Raw genomic sequence first — 25,614 nt, 5'->3', positions numbered from 1 at the left:
CACTGTCGCCCTTGGTCTCACGATGTGAGAATGCGGTCAGCCTGACCTCGCTGACGCTCGCCCTACTCATCCACTGTCCATCCCGAACGGTCCGATCCACCAATACGGCCTGGTCGCCTAGCGTGCAGATCCACAATCCGCACGCTATTTTGTGGCGCCACACGTATCAGTCTTGATCTGCGATCCACATCCAGGCAGTCAATTTTGATTCATTTGCCTGAAATTCAATTTTCCGATATTTTGCGGCGTCTCTTTTGATGGCGGTTTCGTAGACAAGCATGGATGTGATAAAGCCAACGTCGGCCGAGGTCTCTTTGAGTCGCCGTTTGAGGATGGGAGAGTCTAGGAGTCCAGCGGTCAAAACGACCGCTTCGCCAGCGAGCTCAACAGGATCGGATACCACGGTGCCGACGTGCAGTGCAGCGCGCAGCTGAAAGCGTGCAGCTGAGCGAACCTGGCGGTTGTACCGCCGTACCCGGGCGGTCAGCTCAACGAGCAATGGATCGACGATCGCATGAGTCGGGATGTCTGGTGGGATGATGATGAGTGCCCCGTCGCCGCGGTCCTCGTAATAACACATCGACCACTGCAAGCCTGATCTTTCGAAGGCGTCGCGCAGGATGTCATAGATCGTGCGGCGGATGACATGGTGGTCCGCATCACGGGTGGTGCCGGAGCTCACTATGTCGGTGAGCAGGATCGTGCAGTTGCGGCCAGACCAAGCGGGATGATGTCTCTTCCCGCCCGTTCCGTGTTGGGCGGTTGCGTTTCGGTCCCGGATGAGACGGTCGTGCATTTCCTCCTGGCGCACTGACAGACCTGGCTCTTCAGCCAATGTGAACGCAAGTGGTCGTGCGAATCCTGGACGTGATACCGAGCTCCCCGTGAACGTGGGTTGTGATCTTGTTGTGGAACGTAGGCTATGTCCGTATACCGTGTCGGCGATGCTCTGGGCGGCCATCTGCACATCTTTGTCGGAACGCTTTGCGTCGATCCAGGCCAGGCGCTCCAACGGCATCGGCATCTCAACAGTGTCTAGACGTACCGGTATCAGGCGGGTACCTCTGTTGATCCTCTGCACGGTTGCGTTGTCGAACTCTTCGCGAATCCAAGGCTTGGTAACTGAGTACTTGGAAGCAATTAGGATGACCGCATTCGCACGGGCCAAACCTTCGTCGATGAGCCGCTGTACGAGGCTGTCGCTGGGCGACATCTCCCACATGTCTAGCCATAGTTGAATTCCGAGCCGGGCTAGCGCGCGAGCAAGAGGCTCAGCAAAGACAAACTTATCCTCACTGGCATAAGACAGGAAGACAACGGGAGGTGGTGCCTCATCAACTAGGCCCGGCATGGGGGCAATGATGCCCCTGTCTGCGGACTCGCGCTGGCCAGCGGGGGCGGTGCTAAGAATGTGCTCGAGCAATTCTCGGTGTCCATCTGGCGCAGCTAGCAACGCGTGGCGGGCGTGAAGCAAGGCGGAGATTTCAGCGGCGGCGGTGGCCACTTCGGCGGCGGCTTGGTCGACACCGCCGAGGCCGTGATCGGCAAGCCACTGAGACACCTCGGCCCACGAGTACAACCGGACTTTGCTGCTGCGGTCCACAACTGGATGCGGGAATCGTCCACCTCCCCGCTTGCCCGTGCTCCAGTGTCCGACAGCCGCAACCGACCGGTTGGTCTTCTCGGCGATTTCATCAACAGTCACAAGGTCCCCAGCAACATCGAGAACGGTTAGCTGCGCCTTCTCCGTGTCGTCGATGGCGGAAATGATTGCTTCGATTGCGCTGCCGGCTTCGCGGGAGAACATAACTGACCCTCCGTCCTCGTCCCCCGCAAGCTGGCCGTCGCTGCAGATGGCGTACAGCCGCTCGGAGGCAGCATCGAGGTCAATCGGTCCCGCAAGCCGAAGCTCGAACCAGTAGGTGATCATGACCTCTCTTCCTCCCTCAGTGCCTTCAGGCGTGTTTCGTGACGCTGCATGCGCTTATAGATCTTCTTTGCCTCGTCTGCCTCGTCTCGCGGTGTCCCGTTGATCGTGAAGGGTTGGCAACAGCCGGGTCCCCCAGGGCAGGCGGCGCGGGCGTAGCAGTGTGCCCGTGGTGGGCACAGCTTGACGTCCCAGGCGGCGTCTCCCAGGGCTTTGATCGCTCGCTTGATGTCCGGACCAGGCATGTAGTGACGATACTACATGTAGGATCGATGCTACACGAATGTTATTCGGTTGCCCCTTTGTGAGAACGCTTGCCTAACAAACTTACGCACCGGTTCAGCTTCGGCTCGACGCCGTGACATGCGGTTTCGCTGTACGCGCGCCGGATCTCTATACGTGGAAAGCTTCGCGGCACTGGGCCGCCTACCCAGCGGCGATGCGGGCACCGTGAGCGGGACGGTGCCGGAGGGACAGGCGGTGGTGGAGCCCTTGACCGCGACCACATAGTGCAGGCCACCATCGTCGAAGCCGAGCAGGAAGGCGGTGATGTCGCCATATCCACTGTCGGCCGCCACCGACAACCGGGGCAGCCCCCCACTCACCACTCATCTGGTCAAGCATGTTTCAACGCGAGCTGCCACTTCGGCACGTGACGGATCTGATCGAAGACCTTGGGATCCGCCCGGAGCCTTCGTACCCATGCGGCCTCCACCTCGTCTCCCAGCGCGCCTCGGGTGCGGCGTCCTGGCGGGTTCCTCGATGGTCAGTCCAGCGAGCGCCAGTTGGTCGCCGGGTGGCTCGCTCCACAGAGGGCACGGGGCGTCGATGACGGTATTGAACGACTCCATGCCGTCGGCGGTGGTGACGTCGATGAGGTCGGCGCGTTTTGCGCGTCGGCGCGTCCGCTCTCCCCGGTTCCGATGGTCGACGCGGCGATCAGGTCGGTGACACGCCACTAGGCACGGCGCCAGCCGGGTGCCACCTGGCAGCTGACCTCGGTGTTGGTATTCGCAGCAGAACATCCGGCAGGAGACTCACAGGCTCCGAGGACTGACACTAGACGCGGGATCTTGAGGCTCCTCCTTGGGCATCGATGTTCCTGGGAACCGGTCCAGGTAAGGACGTGGCTACGGCTCCTGATCCCCGGCATGATCGGGGCATGCATGTGATAGCTGGGACAGGTTCTGAAGCTGACGACGTGATGGTGGAACGGCAGTGTCATCGCCATCGGAGTGATCTGGCGCCCGGTGCGCTGGATTTTTCGGCTTCAGGGCACTTGTATGCAACGCATCAGCTGCACGCATTCGCGGCTCGGTTGCCTCCTCCCTTGGCTGAGTGGGCTATCGATACCTTCACTGATCCCGGTGATCACGTGTTGGATGCCATGTGTGGGTCCGGAACGACTTTGGTGGAAGCCGTGCTCACTGGGCGGAGCGGGCACGGTGTGGACATCGACCCGCTCGCGCGTTTGATTACGATGGCCAAGGCGACACCCATCCAACCGGGAGAGATGAAGTCCTTGGTTGCTCGAATCGAGGATGCCTTCAACGGTGATCTCGATGATTCATGGAGGCCGGACCTTCCTAGGTTGGACTACTGGTTTCGCTCGGACGTCTCGAGTGACCTCGCACGGATTAGGTCAGCGATTTTCGCGACTACAGCAGACGATGTGGTGCGGCGGCTGGCCTGGGCGGTCTTTTCCTCGTTGATCGTTGCACGTACCTCTGTTGCTAACGCTCGAGACCTGGTGCATTCCCGACACCACTATGAGGAGCGAGAGGAGAATCCCGATACCATTGGGCGGTTCTTGCGTCAGCTTCGCCGCGCGGGGCGATTGATGGATGAGTTCAACGAACGACTGGACGGAGTGGACTGGCATCACGCGCGCCTGGCTGGGGATGACGCTCGTGCCATCCCGATCGGGTCCGAGCTGATGGACCTGGTGTTTTTCTCGCCTCCGTATGTGTCTGCGCTGGACTACCCGCGGGCTCACGTCTTCGCGGTGGCTTGGCTGGCGGACGTGCTGAACACGACTGTCGACCGGTATCGAGCTCACGCCCGCGACTATGTAGGTACTGATCGTGCGCCACTTGCGGAGGCCACGGACAGGCAGCCGCTGCCGCCGGCCAGCGGGTATGAACCAGTGGATGAGGTAGTGCAGCATCTTGCTGACAGTCCAGCCAAGGCCTGGGTCGTTCACCGGTATTTTCGGGATATGGCCCGGGTGTTGGCTGAGTGCGCACGAGTCACTCGGCCAGGGGGACACGTGGTGGTGGTTGTGTGTCCGTCCAACATTCGTCGGATACACGTCCCGACGCATCAGATTTTCGCGGCGATCGCCCCGCAGTTGTCCGGGGAGACGTTGGAGCCCGAGGTTGTCTACGAGCGTACGATTCACGATCGTCGACGTGTCATGCCCTATCTCGAGAAGGCATTCGGCGAACGGATGCGTACCGAGTACGTGGTGGTGCTGCGTCGGGTTCCGTGACCTGGTAGCTGAGTGGGCGGGTGGGGGTCAATCAATCATGCGTAGCTTGACTGGGGCGGGGTCGACTGCCACGAGCAGAGGTCGAGTCATCGATGTGAACGTCACGATGGCTTGACCGGGTGCGAGACCAGGGAGTCGTTGCCAGAGGGCATCGTCGATGCCAGCGATACTTCCTTTGAGTCGGCTGATCGTGACTGCGTCGTTGATCTTGTGTAGGACGAAGTTGTTGACCAGGCCCAGTACTTGTCGGGGCAGGTGCTGGGGGAGTTGGGTGACGAAGATGAGTGATAGCCACCGCTTGCGGCCGCGTTTGGCGATGCGGGCGACCTGCTGAAATAGGTTCGGCATGGCTGAGAGACGTTCTTCGGACAGGAACTCATGTGCTTCTTCGATGATGACGAGCGTCTTGGTGAGCGGGTGTCCGTTGGGTTTTTGGGATCGTTGGTATGCCTCGTCTTGGCGTTTTTGTGTCCCGCGGAGGAGGTCGGCGATGACGAGGTTGTTGAGCAGCGGGCTATCGGTATCAGAGAGGTCGAAGATCGACACCTGGCCGGGCATCAATAGCTTGCTGTAATCAATAGGTTGTGCGTCGGGCCGATCGAAGACGTTGATACGCATAAGCCGGCCGATCTTGCCTAGCAGGGCCCGCCAGGACAGCAGGTTGTCACCCGAGGTCTTGTAGCCGTTGGCTCGGTCGATGACTCTGTCTTTGCGGCTAAGGAACTCCTTGCTGCGCAGGAAGACACGTTGGGGGTCCTCCTTGCTGACGATTGCGTGCATGAGGGCTACCACGTCGTAGATGTGAGAGAGCCGCATTCCGGGGTAGCCGGTGTCGAACTCGTCGAGCTCGACCATGATTTTTTGATGCTCGTCGTTCCCGGGTTCGGGAAAGATCCCGACGTCCTTGAGTAGATGTTTGGTGACGTCGTAGGCCTTCTCGAACCGCTGTTTTTGTGCGTCGTTGAGGTCAAGGAGCTCCTCTACCACGTACGGCGACATTGTGGAGAATTGGAGAGAGAAGCGAACAATGTCGGGGTGGGCGGGGTTGGATGTCTCTTTCCCGACGAGGGTGAAGATCCGCGTGCCTGCGATTCCCTCGGGTTGCATGCCCCGTCGTTGTAGGGCTGCCCGCATGGTCGGGTCCTCAGTGGGTTGGTTGATTTCGGTGTATTCGCCCTCGGTGTCGAGCAGGATGACGGCGTACTTGTCAGCTGCTGCTTCTTTGATGATCCTACTGACCGTAGTGGACTTGCCCGCACCGGTTGTTCCCAAGATCCCAGTATGGCGCGGTAGAACGCTTTTGCGTGAGCTGTCGATCTCGACGTTGATAGTCTCGTCGCCGGCGGCGACGCCGAGCTGCAGACTCCCCGCGACATGTAGAACCTCAGCGGTCTCACTGGAGCTGAGAGCAAAGACCGGACTATTGGGTAGAGGCCGAAACCGTGGTGGCACCAAGGCGCCCGATTCCAGCCGCTCGCCGAGGATTTCCACTTGGACACGGCCGTGATAGCGGGGCATGAACATAGCGCCCCGCACAGCCGTGACCGTCAGCGAAGGAGCATCAGCGCGCAGACCGTCCGGCTCAGCGAACGGACCGGCTATGACAATGCCGAGGTAGACGCGTTGGTCGGGGTAGCTGGTGATACGCACCATTGACTGTGCCGGCACCTCCTCGATCGCCTCTGGTGGAAGGAGCACGATGACGGAGTTGTCTGTGGCGCCGGGTGTGTCGAACATGGTGCGCCCGACTGAGCCCTGGTACGCAGGAGGTTCTTCCCAGGCGGGCAGGCCTCGGATCGAGGCCAGCACATCGCGCCCCTGCTCGCGCTCCTCTTCCTGTGATTTTGCTGCCTCTACGGAGCTGGTGACAGGTTCGGGTTGTGCGTTTGCGGGGTCATCGTCGTCCCATAGTGGGGCGGTGGTCATGTTAGTTCTCCCGGGTGCGGCGCTCAGACAAGTAGCGCAGGGGTTCGCCGTGTAGGTGGTAGGCGGAGGTCACCGCGTCATCGAAGATTTCGGCGGGGAAGGCGGCTCGGCACGCGCTGTCAGCGAGGTCGATCGACAGAGGGAAGCCGCGGTGTTCTTGCAGAGTGGAGTCGGCCATCGCGATATGTGCGGCCTCATGGGCGTGATCGGCGTGAGCGAAGAACGGCGTCGCTGGTGCGTGCCGAGATGCCCGATAGACGCCGATAACGATCTTGGGGCCGACTTCTTTAACAAATTTTTCGGCGATCGCACGGGAGGTGGGGTTGTAGCGGCCGCCATCGACGATACGGCTCATGGCGCGCTGAGATGATGACAGGATGGCGTATTCCAAGGGCAGTAGAGCATCACCGATGGTGAGCAATAGCCGGTCCTTAATCCCCGAGGGTACGAACACCCATCGCTTATAGTCGACGAGTTCGCGTAGTACCCTCAGTGAGCGGTCCAGCAGGTCCATGTTGCCGGATCCGGTCAGCAACTCATAAGGCGCGATATTTCCGTGGCCCATCCTCCACAGCGCCTCGGAGCGATGAAGTAGCGTCGCACGCTCGGCGTAGGTCATGATGCCTCGCCTGCCCAGCTCAGACAGCTTCTCTCGTTTGTCGGGGATGTCGACGGCCGCTCGGTCCTTACGGCGCTCCAACAGCGCGCGGGCTTCTTCGATCGGATCTGGCATGCTGGTGCGCAGGTCACGGCGGAAGAACCGTTGAGACAACGCCAACTCGTTGCCTTGGTAGGAGATGAGACAGACACCAATCTGGGTGACGGTCAACAACAAAGTGTCATGAGTCTTGCTCGTGCCGTCACAGGTCTCTAGTTGGCCGCTGAAGAGGATCTTACGGTGGACTTCTTCTAGGTCGCGGGGGCGGGCGGTATGCACGCCTGCTTCTTTTGGTGCCTCAGGTGCCGTCTTCAGCAGCTCAAAAACCTCTGAGCGGATCACTTCCTGGACGCGTCGTTCCTGCTCCAGCGCGGGACCGACCTCTGACTCAAGTCGTTTGTAGAGGGCGGCCAAGTCGACGCCGCGGTCCCAAGAATCGAGGTTGAGCGCTTCGGCAATGGACTCGCCGTAGGCAGCGGAAAAGTCATCATCGCCGATCAACTCACCTGGTGTATCGGGTGGTTTCTCTTCGGTGGGTCTGGGGGTGGCCACGCGTGCTCGTCCTCCATAGGGAAGTGAGAGGTGCTCTTGTTAACTCCCTTCCGGAAGATGAAGCGATCTACGACACGTACTGTGAGATGGCAGGGTGCTAGTCACTCGTTCCCTCGCCATGCGGTTTGTCTCCCGCGCTGTGATGGTTGCCACGGGCACCGGAGTCATCAAGATCTATGATCTCTAGAAATGACCGCGTCTTCCGTGGCCGAAACCGGACCAGGGTGTGCGCGTACCGGCGTGCTAGCCCGGCAGGCAGGCCAAACTCTTCCAGCAACAGCTTCTGGACGGCAGGCGCCTGCGCATCGTTGCCAGCGCGATCGAGAACAGCGCGGGCAGGGGCAAGGAGTTCCAAGGCGACGCGATCCGCGCGCTGTTCGGAGTCCTCAACATCGTGGCAGGCAAAGCCGCCTTCCTCACCGCGGTCGAACAGGCGCACATGCATGCCCAGCGGAAGATCAGCGATCAGTGCTTCGAACTGTTCGCGCGGCGAGCTAGGGCGCACACCGTCGAGGACATCCAACAACTCCGGTTGGCGGCGAGCGATCTCCTCCCGGCGAAGCACATAATCCAGCAAGAAGTGGGCGCCCTCGTGGGCGAGCGTCGCTCGCCGTTCGTCTGGAGAATCATCGGCATCAACGAAGATGATTCCCACACCCGCATACGCCAGCAGACACCCACGCAACGATCGGTCGGACAATTGATCAAGCGCGGGAAGACCTTGTGCCATCATCCAGCCGCTCAAGCTCGCGACGCGCAGACCGCTCATCTCGACCAGTGCGATCGGCAGTTCGGTGAGCAGCCGAAGCTCAAAATCTCGCGGAAACCGATCACTGGAATCTGCTGGATCCCAGAGACGCTCTACGGCTTTGCTGAGCCATCCGGTGTCGGCGACATCAACATCGGGCAGCCGACCGAAGTACTTGCCCTCGACGTCGCGGTCACGAGCAGCCGCGAGCATGCTCGCGCCACCGTGAGACGCCATGACCGCTGAAGCACCGACGAAAGTCGAGATAACCTCCACACTGCGCAGGAGATTCGCCAACCGGGTCAGGTCTGCCCCGACAAGGCCTGCAAGTTGACCGACGTCGGCGGCGAAGTGTCCCGCTCGTGGGCGCCGGCCCAGAGAAAGTTGGGCAACCGCATCATGGGGGAGTCGCAGCTCCACTCCCGCCGAGACACCAGTCAGGCGCTCCCACGTTGCCAGCTCGAAGGCCATAAACCCGGGCACTGTACTCAGCCGAGCAGCAGCACGGTCACGAAGCGATGGACTACTCACCCTGCTCACCCAGCCCCATCCGGCGAAGCTTGTGCAAGATCCGATCCTTATGTCGTTTCACTTCGGAAGCTTGCTCACCAGGCGGTAGACCCCCAATCCCCAACACTTCAGCGGCTGCCTTGGTAGAACGCTCGCCCTCAATGCAGTACAGGAAGATCAACTCTCGATCCACAGCATCAGGGAACGCTTCTCGAATCCGACTCAGCACACCGGAGGACTCCTCTACTGGGTGAACATCCCGGACAGCAAGGCGCTCTTCCAGCAGGGGTCCTTCACCAGTGCCGAGCTCGGCGCTCAACGCTGACTCGACGAGCCACGCGCGCTCAAACGTCCGACGCGGCGACGCGTGGTCGTTAGCGAGATCACGGTGGGCAGCCAGCTCCAGCCAGCTGAGCAGCGCTGCTCGGGTGGGATCGTAGCGATCCGGCGCCTGTAGGTAGCCAATCAGTGCATCCACTGAAGCATCATGAAGCGCATCGGTGCCGGCAAGCCTCGGCCACCTCGCCTTCAACCGCGCGACAAGCCGGTCACCGAGCAGTTCGAACAGCTCACTCGAGGCGGTCACATCGCCTGCCAGCAACCGGTGATGAAGGGCCACGGCACGTCCCTGGATCGGTGATTCGTTGCGCTCCACTAGTTCGTCCTTCCGGTGGAGGAGCCGAACTGCGACACCAAACCCCATAGTTCTACGAAGCGCTACCGACAGGGGACATACCGGAAAGATTGCTCCTTGCGGGAGCCACGGCTGCTGCCCAGCTTGCGCCACGCCGTCGGTTGGTCAGGCCGGAAACGCTTTTACCAGCGGCCGTGGAAACTGTCGGTGATCAGGTGCTCGCGATCAGATTCGGGTAGAAGTCGGCATTGATGTGGGCTGGCAGGCCACTGCGCTCATCAGTCGGAGGTAGGCACACAACAGACCGTCGACGTAGGCGTCGAACCGGACGATCACGTAGACGATGCGACAAGCATCCAAGGGGTGCCTGCCCAGCTGGCAGTACGCCAGCGCGGAGGGGAAGTCCGCGGGTGTACCCGGCTCATCTTCGAGAATCTCAGGTTGTCGGCTCAACTCGGTTCGATACCGGCTGGCCGTGGCCGTGCTAGATTTTAGGGTAAGAATCGACCCTAAAAATTAGGAGCTTGGATGGTGGGGTGGAGGTTGAAGCCAGGTGACGTGGTGATTCGTAGGGATCTTCATGAGGAGTACGGCGGTCGTCGGCAGGGTGGAATCGGGCCGTCGCGGGTCACGGCGAATGTGTTGTTGTTCACCGACCCGCTCAAGGGTCATCAGCATGGCTACTTCGACGGGTGGGGTTCTGATGACTGCTACCACTACACCGGTGAAGGGCAGATCGGGGACCAAAAGCTTGTCCAGGGCAACCTCGCTGTCCTTAACCACCGCACCGACGGGCGTGCGCTGCGCCTGTTTCGGGCGGTGGTGGGCGGGGTGGAGTATCTCGGCGAGTTCGAGTTGGACGAGAGTGAGCCGTACTACCTGACTGACGCGCCGGAGACGGGTGATGGCCCCGTTCGCAGCGTCATTATGTTCAGGCTTCGGCCTGTCGGCGAGGTCAAACGGGAAGGGGCTCGGATCCCGCGGACCCCGGAGCCGCAAGCAACGGTGACGCAGTTGCCGGTGGAGGAGCAGCGCACGGAGCGGACGTTGGTTGATCCTGCCCGTGAACCGTATGAGGCTGAGCGGCGCGAAGCGGTGTTGGCGCGCTCCTATGCTGACTACGCGGTGTCCCAGCTGGGGCATGAGGTTGTTCGGCAGCAGATCCTGCCGCCAGGTGAGGCCAAGGCGCTGTTTACCGACCTCTACGACCAGTCCGTTCGGGAGCTCATCGAGGCCAAGGGCACTGTGACCCGGGAAGGGATCCGGATGGCCATCGGTCAGCTGCTGGACTACCGCCGCCACCTGAACGCCGAGCGGATGGCTGTGCTGGTCCCCTCGAGACCGCGGCCTGATCTGGTGGAGCTGTGCCGGTCCCTGGCCATCGACATCATCTGGCCTGTTGAGAACGGCTGGAAGCGCCTGTCCGAGGATGCCGGTCGTGGCACGGAGGAGCAGTCATGGGCTGGCCCGTCATCCCCCCGGTAGGCCGCGGGCTGATCACCGTCGCCGCGCTCCTGGTACCCCTCGTCCTTGTGCTGGCCCTGTTGCCCACGATCCTGGCCTGGCCGTTCCTGCCCGCCGCCCGGCAGGAACGCCTTCAAGGACTCCTCGACCTAGTCCTGAAAGGGACCAGCAAGATCCTCACTCGTTCACTACGCCCCCCTCAGCAGTGACGCTGAGTCCGACGGAACTGATCTGCCGTTCGTCTCAGCAGCTGGTCTGCGCGGGCCTGGGACATCAGCATGAATGTGTGAGATCTGGTGGGGCCTCTGGGGTGATCTCTGAAGGAGGCCGCCCTTTGTGATCAGCCCCTAGATTCGAGCGTGTCCCGATCGGAAACTCGGGTTGGTTCTGTGAGCTGGGGTTTGCTGCACGATCAGCAGCGTGGCTGGTGGGCACGGTGCCTGGAGCCGGTCGCGGGTCGCGGCCGGTCGGCGGGGCAGCGCGAGGGATTGCTCAGGCGGCTCGGGGGATGCCCATGACCTCGACACTTATCTGGTGCTGGTTGCGCAGCGTCGTGGCGGTGTGGGCCAGGGTGACCTGGGAGAAGGGGAACAGGGCGCCTGGTGTCAGCTGTGCTTTGTTCTTGAGTAGGACGGCGAGAACGACCTTCTTGGGTTGGAAGTCTGGTGGGACGCTTCGTCCCCGGCCGGTCTCCTTCACTAGGGCGGCGAACTGCTCACCGGCGTGGGGGGAGTAGGCCAGCGTTTGAGTGGAGACCAGCGCCTGGTTGAACAGATGACTCAAAGGCGCGGAGCCTTTGGCCTGCTTGACGTGGATCAGCTCGTCATCGGGGCCGAGAAGGTCGCAGACCTCAACTCGGTTGCTCGCATCGAACGGGTTGCGGACCCCCGTGCGGTCCAGGCAGACATAACCTTCACGCAGCTGCGGCACGGATTGGTTGTAGTCGCCTTCGGTCCAATCGGGTCGCCAGGGCGGCAGGTCCAGGGACGGGGGCGCGCCGAGAATGCGCTCGATCTCACCACGGACGGCCTCGAGGTATCCCGCTCCGATTTCGTACCACTGGCCGTCCAGGAGATGAAATCGGCGGGAACCGAGAGAGCAGGTGGCCTCAAGCCATTTGACGGCCATGGTCCCGGTCAGGAGATCCTTGCCGTTGCCGGCCGCACACAGGTGAACCCGGCCCTCACGCAATGCCTGAACCCGTTGCCCCGGATCTTGCCAGCTGAGGCGCTCCAAGAAGATGTCGAGGTCGAGATGATCGGAGACGGTCGCCCTGCTCTTTCCGATCTTGATCCGGAAGGATCTGGCGTCGGCCATTTGACGCAGGCAACTGGTGGGCACGACCGGAGCCAGGTGCGCGTCAGCGTCGTCAAGACCACGGGCGAGAAGCTCCTCAAGTACGTGATGAAGTTGATCCAACGTCGCCTGGTCCTGGACCGGCTGAACGTAGTCGATGAACTTTAGCAATGGGTCGGGGACGGCTTTGGCGCAGACGTCCGCGACCGCCCGGATGTCGGCGACCAGGTCGGCGGCCGCGACGCCCAGGCGCAGGCGGAGCCCGGCCGCACCTTCAACGCGTACCTTTCGCTGCGTGCCCCGGCCGAAGGTCAGGTCGGTATGGTGCAGGACCCCACCGAGGCCGCGGACGATCTCGGCGGGTTCGATACCGAAGCTGTAGATCGGCAAACCGCCAGGGACACAGGTGATGTCGCTGCGGCCGCGGGCAGCGGGGAAACGGCGCTGCAGGTCTTGGACCTGGTGGGGGTCGAGGGCTCGGATCGCGAATCTGAGCCCGAACCTGTGGTCTTTGTGCTCGTCGAGCAGCAGCCGATGCCCATGCTGCCCGTAGCCGATGGCGTAGACGACGTTGTCGACAGCGAGCAGGAGCAACCCGCCGGAACGACGGTCGCGGTGGTCGATCGGCAACCCGGTCGTGAGGGCGGCATCAGCGCACCATTCCGAAGGATCGTCGGGTGCCAGGCAACCATCGACCCAGATCGCGGGCAGGCCTGCAACATCGGGGAACTGCAGTTCGCCGCCGATCTCATCGGCGAGTTCGACGTCGATCGCCTCGATCATGGTCTGGACCGAGACGAACGGAACTCGATAGAGCGTGACGGGGCGGGTACGGACATGGGTGCGGGACATGAGGCATCGCTTTCCTACCGGGGGAAGATCACCGTGCGGACAGTGCGGCACTGAGGACGGCAAGCCCTCATGCCACAGCGGACGATAAATGGCGGTACCGACATTTCGACCGAGGAGAGTCACCGTGATGCCCGCTTTGCCCCTAATTAGCTAGATTCGGCCAGGAGCTCTGTATCTTGACCATTAGTAAATAGTTACTGCGGCGATCCGTCGACCACCCATCAGAGCTACCCGTTCTAGTTAGAGGCGGAATCTCGGCTCTCTGAGCTGCAGTCATGATCACCAATGCGCCTAAGGTGGTGCATATAATAACTGCTGTCGCTAGCGATGCATGAAAATACAGGTGATGCCGGAGCGCATCGCTGTGTGCAAAGTGGCCACAGGGGAATAGGCGCTTCGGGAATTTCTCTAATGAGACGCATAACTGGGCTAGTTCGTTTACTTCAAGAACGCCGAGGCTTGTGCCGCAACCAGCGCGAGGGGGATACCGTGTCGGCCCGCCGGACCTGATCAGGCCGGGCACTGCGGGAAGCGGGTAAGGGTCACCGGACCGACAGGCGTAGTTCAAGCTGGCCGCCACCATGCCGGGGCGCACCGTCGTTCCCGGGCTGACGATTGTTCTGCGGGCGATCTGCCTACTAGGGAGGAAGGTGTCGTCACCCGACATTCACTGCTGCCCGGCCGACATGCCGTGGAACCACCCGGCTACGGACCGCTTTCGATGACTTGGGGCAGGTGCGGTCAACTAGCCACAAGCGGTCAGGACCGCGATCGATCTACCGAAAGTGTCGCCGCTCGGCGACGGTCTGTCAGCATGATGGTTCTGATCAAGTCCTACCATCTCGCTTCATGGGAGCATTGCTGCGGAAGGCATCCAGATGGAGCCCCTGTTTGAGGAGGCCGACGGCGCTGGCGGCCGGAGTGCAGCGCTCCTCTCGGCTGATGCGCTCGTGGTCGGCTCCGAGGGGCTCAGCGCGCACGAGTCCTCGTTTCCCGCGCGGGTGGCGGCGTTTTTGAGGTTTAGTCCGGTGATCGAGGCGGCGCTGTCGGCCCGCCGCCGGGACTGGCCGGAAGGCATCTACGACATCGTGACGCTGGCGTTGACAGCGATCGACTTGGTAGTGGCCCGGCAGGGCTTCGAATTCGAGGCGACCCGGCCGGACGTGGTCGCCGCTTTGTCGGAGCTGGCCGGCTTGGCGGCGCCCGGTCGGCCGGCCGCCGAGCACCAGGACGTCGCGGTGTTCGTGGTGGACGCTTTGTTGAACCGGCCTGGGCGCCAGGCTCCGTTCCGGTACGTGACCAGCGACTACTCCAGTCAGGAAGCCGGTCACCGGCAGCGTGAGGTGCCCTTTTCGTTGCTGGTCGAGCATGACCATGCGGCCCGGGACGAGAACGTGTTGCGAGCCACGAAAGATGCGATCAACGCGCTGATCGGAGGCTTGGACTTTGATGTCGAGGACGAGCAGGTCGCCACCGAGCTGGTGCTGGAGCGGCAGCTGGCCCGCAATGCCTTCGACGCCGCGTTGAAATCGGCTGAGCGGGCGCGGCTGTTGTCAGTCGGTTTGGCCGAGGGCCTGGACCGGCTGCTCAAGCAGACGCGTCGTGACTTGCGGGTGGTGGAGGAGGAATGGGCCGCCGCGGTGCCTGACAGTCTGGAGGCGGCACGACAGCACATCCGGGAACGGCTGAGCGCTGAGCGGCGTCTGCTCGCCAAGGCCCGCGAAGCGCTGGTGAGCAGCGATACGAAGCTGCTGACGGCCGCTCTGCGGATCGCGCAGTTGTTGCAGGAATGCCAGCGCCGCCATGAGTCGCTCCATCAGCGGGTCATCGCGGCGCGGGGGGTGTTCCTGGAGGAACAACAGCGCCAGGCGTTCCGGCCGCCCGCTTCGATCAGCGTCCCGGACCCGCAACGGGAGGTGTTCCTGCCGGTGCTGGCGCTCGGTGGACCCGAAGCGAGCGCCTTGACCGAGCGGTTCCTGATCGACATGTGGGGGCCCCGCAGCCCCCGGCTACCCCGCTTGTACCGGCTGGTCAACGACCTGTGGTCGCGCAACGCCAACGCCGCCACCGGTGAGCGGGCGGACGAGGACACCGTCCTAGCCGATCCCCCGGCGCCACTCATCCGGCCGGAGATCGTCGAGGTGGCGGTCCGCGCGGTACGCAGCGTCGGCCTGCCCGCCCGGCTGTCGCGTCTTGTGCACGCGTGCCTGAACGACACCCGGGCTCCTTCGCGCACTGTGCAAGAGCAAGGCGCTGAGGTGCTGAGCCTGGCGGTGTTGTGGGCGTTCTCGCCCGAGGACGCCGACGACGACGGCGGGCGGATGGCCGAGGATCTGATGGCCCGCATCCTGGGCGTGCGCACCGTCGTTGACACCGATGGCACCCCGCTGCGGCTGCCCGGCTGGGACGGGGACGACGTCATCGTCGCCCCTGACGCCGATGTCCTCGCCGAGGCGAACCCGGTGCCGGTCATCGCCGAAGCTGGCGCCGGCACGCTCGCGTCAAAGGAGGCGCCATGAGCCTCACCCACACCGACCACACCGACATCGGCATCCTGGTGGCGTTCGCGCTCCGGCCCACCCAGCGGCCAGGCCGTAACCCCGACTATCAACGGGTCCTGGGCCGCTACCGGACCGAGCTGGAGTTCAAGGCGGCCACGAACGCGATCTTGCACGGGCTGGGCGCACAGGTGCTGTCGGACGGAGACTTCGGGCTCATCTTGGCGGTCGAGCCCGAGTCTCCACTGGCGTTCCGGATCTCCGACATGCCCTACACCGGCAAGCCGGACAACAGGCTGCTGGCCGGTCTGATCCTCACCGGCCTTGTCGCGTTCGCGTATCCCAGCGCCGAGGAACTCGACGATGACAGGGTCCGGCACATCTCGGCGAGGGACTTCGACGCCTGGCTGCGCGAGTTGTGCGAGCGGCTGCGTTCCCACGACGCAGCCGGCGACGTTATCCCTGAGGAGGGCCTGGATGAGGCGTGGCGGGTGTATGTGAGTCTGCCGTCGGTGCATGTGGGGGAGACAGGCCGGGGGGCGGGGAAGCTGAGCAGCCGCTGCACCCGTTACTGGGTCCAGGCGATCTTGACGTGGCTGACGGGTCAGGGCATGGCCCGAGTCGACGGTTCCGCCGAGGACACCTGGACGTTGACGGAGCGGTTCCGCGTGCACGCCAAGGAGCTCGCTCTCGAGCGGGCCTATACCTTCATCGCCGAGCTGCAGCGTAGGAGGGAATCCTTCTGATGGCCTACCAGCTTGCCGCGCTGCGGTTCCGAATGGTCGGCGAACACTCCGCCCGGTTCACCGACCTGCCCCTGGACCTTACTGCGCCCACCGATGGGGGAGCCGCGCCGCAGGACTCGGTGGTGTGGCTGCGCAACGGCGGTGGCAAGTCCAGCATCCTGTCACTGACCTATGCGCTGTTGTTGCCGCACGCCAACGACTTCATGGGCAAGAGCGTGCAGCGAAGCCTCACCGACTACGTTGACACCGGCGACACCTCCCACGTGATCGCGGTGTGGCAGCCACACGAGACCGGCCGGACACTGCTGGGCGACGCGGAGGATGTTCTCGTCACCGGGGTCGTGCACGAATGGGCGGATCTGCGACGTCCCGCGAACGCGGCCGAGTCTAGGGACAAACTGAATAGCACCTTCTACGCCTTTTACGCCCTCCCCGGCGTTCTGGGGCTGGAGACGCTGCCGTTCACCGACGAGTCGGGGCGGCCGCGGCGCCTGAACCTGTTCCTGGAGAAACTCCGCGAACTGGTCAGACCGCATGCCCGGCACGCCACCCTGGTTGCGACCGACAAGCAGCATGTGTGGGCGAAAGCGCTGCTGGACCGGCATCTGGACCCGGAGATCTTCCGGACACAAAAGCAGATGAACCACGTGGAGGGCGGCGTGGAGGATCTGTTCAAGTTCCCGGCCGCCAAGGACTTCATTGACTTCCTGCTGGACCTGGCCACCCAGCCCGACGCGGCCACCAGCATCGCTAACCGGCTGGCGAGCGTCACGGCGCTGCTTGCCGCCAAACCGCACAAAATTGAGGAACGCGACTTTTGTGGCGCCGCCGCTCACGACCTGAACGAGGTCGCCGCCTGCCACGGCCACCTCCAGACTGCCGCGCGCGAGCTGAGCGCCGTCACTGCCGCAGCTGAGACGCTGGCCGCCTCGTTCACCTGTGCCGTCACCGCTGCCGAAGGTCTCCAACGGAGCCTGAAGAAACAGCTCGCCGCGTTCGTGGAGGCCCGCACTGCGGCCAACACCGACCGGTCGACCGCGGGTGACCTGGCCTACCTCTACCGAAGGGAAGGGGCTCGGTTGCGCCTGGGCGAGGCACAAGCCCAAGAGCAACAGGCCAATCAGCAGGTCGATGATGCGACTGGAGTGGTCCTGGCATGGGAGACCACCTTGCAACTGGCCACGGTCGTGGAACTGCGGTCGCGCCTGGCTCAGGCCCAGCAGGCGGCTGCCGTCGAGGAAGAGCAACTCGCGCCGCTGCGGCAGGAACACGCCCGGCACGCGACCCTGCTGCGGCGACGGCTCGACACGCTCGCTGAAGAGGCTGATTTCGCGGCAGAACTCGCTGATGAGCAACGAGAGACCGCCGAGGAGACCCTCGCACACGAGGAGGAGTTGGAAAAGCGCGCCCACACGGACAAGGCCACAGCGGCCGCTGAGGAGTCCCGAGCCCGTACCAAGCTTGAGACGCTCGACGAGCGTCGCCGCGACGGCGTCACCCGCGGATATCTGCCCACCCACAGCACTCCACCCCGAACGCACCTCGATGCCGTAGAAACCGAACGCACCAGGCTGGAGCGCGAATGTGACGAGCTCACGGCACGAGCCGAGGTCCGCCAGAACCGTCGCACACAGATCACCGAGAGGGACACCGTCCTGGCGAGCGAGCACAGCACCACGGATGGGACCCGCACCAGCACAGTGACACGGCGCACCGATCTGGGCGCCCGGCTAGCCGAACTCACCGGCTCCGAGCGGCTCCGCGGCCTGGCCGAAACCGCCGTTGACGAGAGCGTCGACCTGTGGGTCGAAGGCCCGATTCTGCTGCGTCGGCTGAGTGATGCAATCATCGCCGCCGACGACGAGCGGATCCTGCGTCGCGCTGAGCAGCATGCCGACCAGCGGACCATCGAGGCGCAAGAACGCAACCAGGTGCTGCCCTCCAGCCTGGACGCCGAACGGATCGCACGCGAGCTCATCGACGCCGGGGTTCCTGCGCAGACTGGCTGGAGTCATCTGCGTGAGGTCATGCCCGCTCACGAACTGCTGACGGCGTTGAACATCTCCGAGATCGCCCGGCTCGGCTGCGGCGTGATCGTCGCGACCAGCCAGGTCACCGACGCCGTGCGGCTCCTGGACACGCGCTCCGCTGTGACCACCTCTTTGGTCGGGGTCTACTCCGCGCACGTCGCAGAGACTCTGGTTCGCGGCCTGCCTGAAACGCCATCGGCCGCAGCGGCCTGGACCCGGCTCCAGCCTGGTCTGATCGACCCGGACGAGGCAGAGGCAGCGATCCGGCTGCTGAAGGAACGCGCGCACGCCCATATCCTCAAGGACAAAGACCTGGCCCGCCAGCGCACAGCAGACGACGAGCTCGCCCGCCAGATCAGCCAGTTCCTCAGCGACTGCCCGGCCGGCCATCTGGCGACTCTGGACCAGGAGACTGAACGACTCGACCGCAGGCTCCAAGCCATCACGGAAGAACAAGCCGACAACAGAGCAGAACTACAGGGCCTCAGTGACGCAGACCGACTGGACACTGCCCGCAGGGACACCCTGAGCGGCGACCTCCGGCGGATCGATGCGGCCGTCAATTGGCTGGAGGAGCTGATTCCCGCCCTAGCTGCCGAGCAGACCTGGCACGACCGCCTGGAGGACGCACGCAAGCGCGGCGATGACGCGGATCAACGCGCACAGACCCATAACCGGAACGCGCGGCAAGCACTCATCACGGCTCAACGATGCGAGAGCGCAGCCGGAGCAGAACGGGTCCGGGCGGCAGGCTATCGGTCCGAGCGCGACGGTCTCCCCGAGACCGCCTCCAGCCCGATCGAGCTTTCCGGGGACCCGTCGACGCCGCTGGATGCCTTGCGCCGCCGCCAGCAGGACGCACTCAAAGCCCTGGAGACACGCGCCGCCCAGTCGGTGCTGGCCGACCGAGTGCAAAACCTCATCCAACGGGTAGCCGAGGCCGAACAGGAGCTCGGGCAGCGGGCCGCCGACGACCGCGCCGCCGCAAGTGCCCTGCTGGCCTCACCTGAAGGACAGGAACCGCATCTGCGCTCCGCCGCCCTATCTCGCGCCCGGCAGGATCTCGCAGCAGCGACAGGCAAGCACGGCGCGGCCCGCAGTCGGGTGCAACAGCGCAGCTCCGAACTTGAAGAGGTCGAACGGCTCTACCGTCAGCCACCACGCCGAACGCTGCCCCTGATCCCGACCAGCTCTGCAGAAGCGGACGCGCTCGCCGCCGAACAGGAGACCCGCAACCAGCGCGCGCAAGAGCGGCTCACTCAAGCCGAAGCCCACATCGGCAGCGTCGAGCAGGAAACAGGACGTGCCGAGAACCGCAAGACGCTCCTCGGAACGCTGCTGGAAGCACTCCCCGACCCGGGCCAGAACACCGCAGAGCCGTTCGCCGGCGACGAGGACACCGCTCGCACCAGCGCCCGACAGGCCAGAGACGCGGTCACTGCCGCGACCAAGGCGCTCGGCCTCACCGAAACCGACCTCAACGTATCCGTGGATAGGCTCCGGCGGACGGCTGCCCGCTACGCCGGGATCTCCGGGCCGATGAAGGACCGGGTCGCTAACGACCCTCCGGCCCTGCTCGGCCCGCATGCGCGAGAACTGGGCGACAAGCTGCGGCTGCGCGCGCAGACCCTGGACGGTGAACTCAGCTCGATCGCCCAGGATCAGGCCATCATCAGTGAAGCGCTCGCGCACCTGGTGAAGGAGAGCCTCGACATGCTCGGCAAGGCCGAACGCGCCTCCCATATGAAGACCGCATCCGGCTCCTGGGCCGACAAGAAGGTTCTCAGGATCAGTTTCGACCGGCCCGGCGACACCGACCTGGTCGTCTACGCCGAGCGGGTCATTGACCGCCAGGTGGAGAAAGGACTCAAACCCGAGGGCATGCCCCTGCTCAAGGCCGCCGTTCACGAAGCGGCAGGACCGCGCGGCTTCACCGTCAAGGTCCTCAAGCCCACCGAGGGTACCGCCGCCACCACCGAGGACATCAGCCGGCTCGCCAAATGGAGCGGTGGGGAGAAACTCACCGTATGCGTGGCGCTGTACTGCACACTCGCCGCGCTACGCGCTGCTCACACTGGCCGCAAAGGACACTCGGGAGGGGTCCTGCTGCTCGACAACCCCATCGGCAGAGCCTCGTCCGCATCCCTGGTGCGGCTGCAACGCGACGTTGCAGCCTCCCACGGCGTCCAACTCATCTACACCACCGGCGTCAAAGACCCGGCGGCGGTAGTCCAATTCCCCAACGTCATCCGCCTCGACAACCGCGAAGGCCGCACCCGCAGCCGCCGCTACATCGTCGCCGAAACCCGCACCGACCAAGCCAGCATGGACAAGACCAGCATTATCACCGGCATCCGCGTCGCGCACACCGACCACCCGTGGAGCGACCAAGACCCGGCCGCTCTGCACAAGGATCCCGGATGACCTGGCCGCTGTCACCACTTGCGGCCGGACTCGCCCAGCTCGTGGCAGAGTTCAAAGGCAAGCGGATCCCGGTCGAAGAATTGTTCAACAGAGCCAGCCAATTCGACCCCGCCCTGGTGGGGGACGCCGAAGGCCCAGCCAGATTCCGCAGCGCCCTCGATGAACTCCAAGACGCCGGGCACCTCACCCTGCCGGCGGCACGTTCACGTACCGGCTGGGATACGCGGACCATACCCGCGATCCCTGTCTGGGTCCTCCGCGTCGAGGCGCTTCCACCGCCACGCCCGCAGCTCACCCGGCGCGTGTGGCCACCGGCGCTCGAAGCCGCCGGCGCCATCGCCACACGCCCCAACGAGCAGGACATCCTGCACCGGATCGCCACCTGGATGCGCGAGGACCCTTCCCCGGAGTTCGTCCCCGTCCAGGAACGGTCCCTGGAACTCTTTGACGACGAGAAGGCCGTCGACGGCTACCTGAAGACCAGACTCTTCACCTCCAGAGCCCTCACCCTGGATCTTCTCGCCTGCTTCATACCGCCTTTGCCGTTCGTCTCCCAACACGTACCGGGCACCGGACCCACCAGGCTGCTGGTCCTGGAAAACCGGGCCACTTACACCTCCTTCCTCACCGCATTGCGTGACCTGCCTCAAGACCGCAGACCCGACCTGCACCTCGGCTGGGGACATGGCAACGGCTTTTGCCAAAGCATCCTGAGCATCCCGATGCTCGAACCTGCCCCCACAGCCGCTCACTACTTTGGGGACCTTGACCTGGCCGGACTTCTCACCGCCGTGAACGCCGCCGCGCAAGCCAACACGGCAGGACTACCCCCCTTGCGCCCAGCCGCGTCCTGTTACCGATACCTGCTGGACGGCCCGTCACGTTGGAACAGTAACGACGACAGCAACACACGCGCCGGAACTGACTATGAAGCAGCCTGTCGCTGGCTGCCCGTCGCGTTGCGCCAGCAGGGACGCGAACTGCTGCTCGCTCGCCGCCGCATTCCGCAGGAGCGGCTCGGCCTCAGAGCCCTGCGTCAGCACCCCTATCTATGGGCAGAGCTCACCACAGTCTGACCTCTGTGCACACCTCAAGGCGCCGGAGAAACGCGAAATGGGCCTGTCGGTGCCGAGAACGGTGTCACCGCATGCGACCTGCGTGTATTGGGAGGCCGTCGAGCTGGCCTCGCCGGGTGACCTTGATGTCAGCGTCGATGGGGTCGGGAAGCGCCCTGCTCAGCCATGGCGTCGAGGCTGATGACGGCTGGCCGGACTCCCTCATTGCGGTCAGCGTGTCAAGCTTGGTGCTATGCACGTCGGTGACCTGAAGGACCACGTGCGCTGGTTGCTGGCCAGGGTGCCGCGGGCACCGGAACAGCCGTTTCCGGGTGGAGCTGGCGAGGCGGATCTGGTTGACCTGGCCCGAAGGCTGGTGGCTGAGCTGCCCCATGACCTGGTCTCGTGGCTTCGCGTATGCAAGGGCGAGGCAATCGGCCCGGCGGAGTGTTCGGTGCGCGACCAGATCAGGAATCGGTCGACGTCGCCGTCAGGTCCGCCCTCCATCCCAGCTGGCAGGCCAAGGGCTGGTTGCCGGTGGCCGGCGATGGGTGCGGGAACTGCTACGTGTTGCTGACCACCGGCCCGCTGGCGGGTTTCGTCGGCTTCATCGGGACCGTGACCGAACCGGGCCGGATCGGCTATGTCGTCACCTCGAACCTGTGGCGTTCCTTTTCTTCTTGTTGCCCGCAGGGGCCGCTGGAAGCGCCGAAGGACGCTCACCTTCGCCCGATAGAGCGGCGGCGGTGCCCAATGCCGTTGGTCGCACCAGCGCCCTCGGGGTGGGCCTTCCGCCGACGACGGGCGGCGGCCGCGTATTCGTGGCCGGAGGTGTTGCATGCCTGGCACGCAGCCGGGCGGCCCAGCGGGGAAGGGCGGCCCAAGTTCGTCGACGTCCGTCCCGGCGAGTTGCTCCATGTCGACCCTTCAAGTGGAAGGCCGGGGTCGGTGCCGGCCCTTCGGCACGTCGGTCGTAAGCACCTCGTGGCGGGCACGGCGGCGGTCGAGATCCGGATGGCGCGCACCGGGTCGCCGGGACTGCTCGACATGGACGGCGACGCTGTGGCCGATCCCGAACTCCGGGTAGATGCGGTGGGCCACCGTGAGCTGGCGCCGTTCGGCCTGGTCGCCGCCCGCCGTCCCGACGGTCCGCCGCAGGAACAGCGGCTTCCTGCCAAGTGCGCTCGCCGACATCCGAGCCTGGAACACCCACGCCTCGCCGCGGTCCACGCCGCCCCGCTTGGCGGTCACGAGGAACAGGACGACGAGCCAGTTGCTCGTGCTCGCGGACCCGCCCGCGTCACAATCTCCGACTGGTCGCCGTTGAGTGGCTGGGGCTTCACCTTGCCCAGGCGGAGCGGACGGTGACGGCGCCTCCATCGGTTGCTGCCGCCACACTGGTTCCCAGGAGCGTTCCTCATCGGACGAGTGGGCGCGGAAGAACCGCGCCCACTCGTCCGTCACGGTCAGCCGGTCGATGCCGCCCTCGACGTGCGCCATGAACCTGTAGGAGGAGGGGAACATGCTGGGGATGTTGGGGGCGTTCTGCTCTGCGCCAGCGTCGGTCCGGTTAGGGTCTGTGCACATGGCCCTGGTGAATCTCTCTCTCCGCAACTACCGGTGCTTCGCGGAGCGGCAGGATGTCGAGCTGCGCCCGATCACCGTAGTGCTAGGGAAGAACAATTCCGGCAAAAGCGCATTGGTCCGAGCCCCAATCATCCTGCAGACCGGGATCCGCAACGACCACTCGACCCCCCTAGACCTCGAACAGTTCGGCGACGACGCCCCGGATTTCATCGACCTAGTCAACGGGCGGGTGGAGGTGCGCAACATCTTCGTGGGCCTTGGGATGACCGGCCCCGAAGGCGAGGAGTACGCGCTCAACGCGGTCATCCAGGACCTCCCTGATGAGTACATCCAGCGCGTGGTGAATTGGTCGCTGCGGTCCGGCGGCGACACCGTGGCCTACGAGTGGTCCATCTCAGCGGATTCGGAGGAGCTGGAGGAATCCGAACCCCAGCCCTACCAGAGGACGGACGACGACACCGACCTGACGTTACTGAACTTCAGGGGGCTGGTGCCGACGGAACTGCCGGACGGTGACGCCCCATGGTTCGACGCCGAGCGCATCCGTTCGTCTTTCGGGCTCGTCCGTCACCTGGGGCCGTTCCGTCTGAAGCCCAAGCGCCTGGTCCGGCTGCCGACACGAGAGCCCGTCCAGGACGAGTTCGGCAGCCGCGCGGCTGAGATCCTCGTCTTCCATCATGTTCGTCGGAAGGGCCGTCTCATCGAGAAGGTCAACGAGTACCTTCGTGCTCCCCTCCCAGCTTGGGAACTGGAAGTTCGCCCCCACCTCGACGGCTATATGATCGGCCTGCAGTCGCGAAAGAATCCCAAGCTGTGGGTTCCGGCCACCGAATCAGGGACCGGGATCGCCCAGATCCTGCCATTCCTGGTGCGTCGCGCGCAGGATGAGCTGAGCCCGCCCGAGCAGGACATCCTGGAGATCATCGAGGAGCCCGAACTCCATCTGCATCCGTCCGCTCAGGCCATGCTTGCCGATCTCTACATCAGGGCTGTCGACAACCAGCGTGTCCGGTTTCTTGTGGAGACGCACAGCGAGCCCTTCCTGCTGCGACTGCGCCGACGCGTCGCAGAGGGCCAGCTGGACGCGGATCGGCTCGCGCTCTACTTCATCGACGATGACGGGGAGTCGTCGGTCGTCCGGCAAATCAACGTCGATGAACTAGGCAACGTGGACTACTGGCCGGAAGGGATCTTCGAAGAGAGCTTCGAAGAGGTGCGCGCCCTTGCCGAGGCTCAGGAGACGCAGCTGGAGAGCGATGCGAATTGAGCTGACAGTGGCGCTCCTCAAGATGGACGAGCCTGCGGACGAGATCTCAACCCTCCTCGGCCACTTCAACAAGCGCCGGCATTCGTGGGTGATCGACCCACAGCTCGTCGAGGCCGTCGAATCCCTCATTGAACGGAACATGGCTCCGCGCCGCGTGCCGACGTACAAGAAGCTCGCCAGCTTGGCCGCCAAGCAGCAGCATGCCTACAGGACGGCGATGGCTCCACAGCCGGTGCGGATCACCCCGGAGGATCTCAAGGAACTTGTCGAGGACCTCGACCGCCCGGCCGTCCTCGTAGTGGAGAACGACGGATCCGATAAGTGCTTTGTCAAAGCCGTCGCCAAGATCTTCGGGGCCTCGGACATCCTGGAGGCTCTCGACAAGCGCTGGCTGGAGTTCGGGCACGGCGGCGGCGGAGACATCTACCGGCGCGCGCGAGAGGAACACGGCTCCTTCCACCAGGTCAGGCGTGCGGCGGCGTTGCTCGATAGCGACCGGTTGGCGCCGGGTACCCCGGAAAAGAACGCACACCGCATTGCGGAGCTCCGCGCGCTAGGTATGCGGGTCCATGTGCTAACGCTTCGCGAGGCCGAGAACTACGTGCCCAACAAGGTGCTGCACGCGGTGAAGCCGATCCGGAAGTCGATGGCGAGGGTCAGCCATCTCAAGAAGCTCGACCACGCCCAGCGCGGGCACTTCGACATGAAGTACGGCTTCAAGAAGACGAACGGAGTGCCAGAGCAGCAGCGGGAGCTGTTCGCCGATGTAGCCCCCAGGACGATAGCCAGACTCTCGGACGGTGGCTTCGGCCAGAACCTGCTGCTGCCCACCTTCGAGTCCATGGCAGACCGCCTCACCGACACCGACCTCAGCCGTGACATCGGCCGGGCCGTGCCCGATGAGCTGCGCGCCCTTCTCGCGATGCTGCGAGAGATCCTGTAAGGGTAG

Annotated in this window: 17 protein-coding genes; 9 read left to right on the top strand and 8 right to left on the bottom strand. The window is 64.0% G+C overall.

Annotation, left to right across the window (positions count from 1 at the left end; genetic code table 11):
• Positions 1–166 precede the first annotated feature (166 nt).
• Positions 167–1,930, bottom strand: a complete 1,764-nt coding sequence (locus ACRYCC_RS43035) for a TIR domain-containing protein (RefSeq protein WP_433819984.1) — start codon at positions 1,928–1,930, stop codon at positions 167–169.
• Between the two features lie 272 nt (positions 1,931–2,202).
• Complete coding sequence (locus ACRYCC_RS43030; protein ID WP_433819983.1) at positions 2,203–2,532, bottom strand: transposase; 330 nt, start codon at positions 2,530–2,532, stop codon at positions 2,203–2,205.
• 557 nt (positions 2,533–3,089) lie between these two features.
• Here ACRYCC_RS43030 and ACRYCC_RS43025 point away from each other — a divergent pair.
• Positions 3,090–4,418 (top strand): DNA methyltransferase, encoded by a 1,329-nt coding sequence (locus ACRYCC_RS43025; protein WP_433819982.1) that lies wholly within the window; start codon positions 3,090–3,092, stop codon positions 4,416–4,418.
• Positions 4,419–4,445: 27 nt separating this feature from the next.
• On the opposite strand, the gene ACRYCC_RS43020 is transcribed toward ACRYCC_RS43025, so the two are convergent.
• The 4 genes from ACRYCC_RS43020 to ACRYCC_RS43005 form a co-directional block, all read right to left on the bottom strand.
• Complete coding sequence (locus ACRYCC_RS43020) at positions 4,446–6,344, bottom strand: ATP-binding protein (protein ID WP_433819980.1); 1,899 nt, start codon at positions 6,342–6,344, stop codon at positions 4,446–4,448.
• 1 nt (position 6,345) lies between these two features.
• Entirely contained in the window at positions 6,346–7,554 is a 1,209-nt protein-coding gene (locus ACRYCC_RS43015; protein ID WP_433819978.1) for a hypothetical protein, read from the bottom strand.
• A 97-nt stretch (positions 7,555–7,651) separates the two neighbouring features.
• Positions 7,652–8,773, bottom strand: a complete 1,122-nt coding sequence (locus ACRYCC_RS43010) for an ImmA/IrrE family metallo-endopeptidase (protein WP_433819977.1) — start codon at positions 8,771–8,773, stop codon at positions 7,652–7,654.
• A 52-nt stretch (positions 8,774–8,825) separates the two neighbouring features.
• On the bottom strand, positions 8,826–9,467 hold the full coding sequence (locus ACRYCC_RS43005) for an RNA polymerase sigma factor (protein ID WP_433819976.1): 642 nt from the start codon (positions 9,465–9,467) through the stop codon (positions 8,826–8,828).
• A 540-nt stretch (positions 9,468–10,007) separates the two neighbouring features.
• On the opposite strand from ACRYCC_RS43005, the gene ACRYCC_RS43000 reads away from it, so the two are divergent.
• Positions 10,008–10,931 (top strand): SRA domain-containing endonuclease, encoded by a 924-nt coding sequence (locus ACRYCC_RS43000; protein WP_433819974.1) that lies wholly within the window; start codon positions 10,008–10,010, stop codon positions 10,929–10,931.
• Complete coding sequence (locus ACRYCC_RS42995; RefSeq protein WP_433819973.1) at positions 10,904–11,119, top strand: hypothetical protein; 216 nt, start codon at positions 10,904–10,906, stop codon at positions 11,117–11,119. The genes ACRYCC_RS43000 and ACRYCC_RS42995 overlap by 28 nt, the downstream gene beginning before the upstream one ends.
• 283 nt (positions 11,120–11,402) lie before the next feature.
• On the opposite strand, the gene ACRYCC_RS42990 is transcribed toward ACRYCC_RS42995, so the two are convergent.
• Positions 11,403–13,058, bottom strand: coding sequence for a DUF6119 family protein (locus ACRYCC_RS42990; protein WP_433819972.1), 1,656 nt, complete (start codon positions 13,056–13,058; stop codon positions 11,403–11,405).
• 878 nt (positions 13,059–13,936) lie between these two features.
• Between ACRYCC_RS42990 and ACRYCC_RS42985 the strand changes: the two genes are divergently transcribed.
• Genes ACRYCC_RS42985 through ACRYCC_RS42970 form a run of 4 tightly spaced genes read left to right on the top strand, consistent with a single transcriptional unit; the run spans position 13,937 to position 21,832 of the window.
• Entirely contained in the window at positions 13,937–15,577 is a 1,641-nt protein-coding gene (locus tag ACRYCC_RS42985) for a hypothetical protein (RefSeq protein WP_433819971.1), read from the top strand.
• A complete protein-coding gene (locus tag ACRYCC_RS42980; RefSeq protein ID WP_433819970.1) occupies positions 15,574–16,302 on the top strand; it encodes a hypothetical protein in 729 nt (242 codons plus the stop codon). The genes ACRYCC_RS42985 and ACRYCC_RS42980 overlap by 4 nt, the downstream gene beginning before the upstream one ends.
• Complete coding sequence (locus tag ACRYCC_RS42975) at positions 16,302–20,756, top strand: hypothetical protein (protein WP_433819969.1); 4,455 nt, start codon at positions 16,302–16,304, stop codon at positions 20,754–20,756. Before ACRYCC_RS42980 ends, ACRYCC_RS42975 begins: the two co-directional genes overlap by 1 nt.
• Positions 20,753–21,832 (top strand): hypothetical protein, encoded by a 1,080-nt coding sequence (locus ACRYCC_RS42970; protein WP_433819967.1) that lies wholly within the window; start codon positions 20,753–20,755, stop codon positions 21,830–21,832. Before ACRYCC_RS42975 ends, ACRYCC_RS42970 begins: the two co-directional genes overlap by 4 nt.
• Positions 21,833–22,738: 906 nt before the next feature.
• Here the strand turns inward: ACRYCC_RS42970 and ACRYCC_RS42965 are convergent.
• Positions 22,739–23,335 (bottom strand): hypothetical protein, encoded by a 597-nt coding sequence (locus ACRYCC_RS42965; RefSeq protein WP_433819966.1) that lies wholly within the window; start codon positions 23,333–23,335, stop codon positions 22,739–22,741.
• A gap of 61 nt (positions 23,336–23,396) precedes the next feature.
• Between ACRYCC_RS42965 and ACRYCC_RS42960 the strand changes: the two genes are divergently transcribed.
• On the top strand, positions 23,397–24,665 hold the full coding sequence (locus ACRYCC_RS42960) for a DUF3696 domain-containing protein (RefSeq protein WP_433819965.1): 1,269 nt from the start codon (positions 23,397–23,399) through the stop codon (positions 24,663–24,665).
• Positions 24,655–25,608: a hypothetical protein gene (locus tag ACRYCC_RS42955; RefSeq protein ID WP_433819964.1), complete on the top strand. Its 954-nt coding sequence runs from the start codon at positions 24,655–24,657 to the stop codon at positions 25,606–25,608. The genes ACRYCC_RS42960 and ACRYCC_RS42955 overlap by 11 nt, the downstream gene beginning before the upstream one ends.
• Positions 25,609–25,614: the final 6 nt, after the last annotated feature.

The sequence above is a fragment of the Actinomadura scrupuli genome (genome assembly GCF_050971785.1).
Classification (GTDB): Bacteria; Actinomycetota; Actinomycetes; order Streptosporangiales; family Streptosporangiaceae; genus Actinomadura_E; species Actinomadura_E scrupuli.
The sequence above is the reverse complement of the archived record's forward strand: the minus strand, read 5'-3'. Positions and strand labels throughout refer to the sequence as shown.

Coding starts and splice junctions, on each gene's coding strand:
- ACRYCC_RS42980 (WP_433819970.1), top strand. CDS start 15,574: ATGAGCCTCACCCACACCGACCACACCGACATCGGCATCCTGGTGGCG.
- ACRYCC_RS42990 (WP_433819972.1), bottom strand. CDS start 13,058: ATGTCCCGCACCCATGTCCGTACCCGCCCCGTCACGCTCTATCGAGTT.
- ACRYCC_RS42995 (WP_433819973.1), top strand. CDS start 10,904: ATGGGCTGGCCCGTCATCCCCCCGGTAGGCCGCGGGCTGATCACCGTC.
- ACRYCC_RS43025 (WP_433819982.1), top strand. CDS start 3,090: ATGCATGTGATAGCTGGGACAGGTTCTGAAGCTGACGACGTGATGGTG.
- ACRYCC_RS42960 (WP_433819965.1), top strand. CDS start 23,397: ATGGCCCTGGTGAATCTCTCTCTCCGCAACTACCGGTGCTTCGCGGAG.
- ACRYCC_RS42975 (WP_433819969.1), top strand. CDS start 16,302: ATGGCCTACCAGCTTGCCGCGCTGCGGTTCCGAATGGTCGGCGAACAC.
- ACRYCC_RS43035 (WP_433819984.1), bottom strand. CDS start 1,930: ATGATCACCTACTGGTTCGAGCTTCGGCTTGCGGGACCGATTGACCTC.
- ACRYCC_RS42970 (WP_433819967.1), top strand. CDS start 20,753: ATGACCTGGCCGCTGTCACCACTTGCGGCCGGACTCGCCCAGCTCGTG.
- ACRYCC_RS43020 (WP_433819980.1), bottom strand. CDS start 6,344: ATGACCACCGCCCCACTATGGGACGACGATGACCCCGCAAACGCACAA.
- ACRYCC_RS42955 (WP_433819964.1), top strand. CDS start 24,655: ATGCGAATTGAGCTGACAGTGGCGCTCCTCAAGATGGACGAGCCTGCG.
- ACRYCC_RS42965 (WP_433819966.1), bottom strand. CDS start 23,335: ATGTTCCCCTCCTCCTACAGGTTCATGGCGCACGTCGAGGGCGGCATC.
- ACRYCC_RS43010 (WP_433819977.1), bottom strand. CDS start 8,773: ATGGCCTTCGAGCTGGCAACGTGGGAGCGCCTGACTGGTGTCTCGGCG.
- ACRYCC_RS42985 (WP_433819971.1), top strand. CDS start 13,937: ATGGAGCCCCTGTTTGAGGAGGCCGACGGCGCTGGCGGCCGGAGTGCA.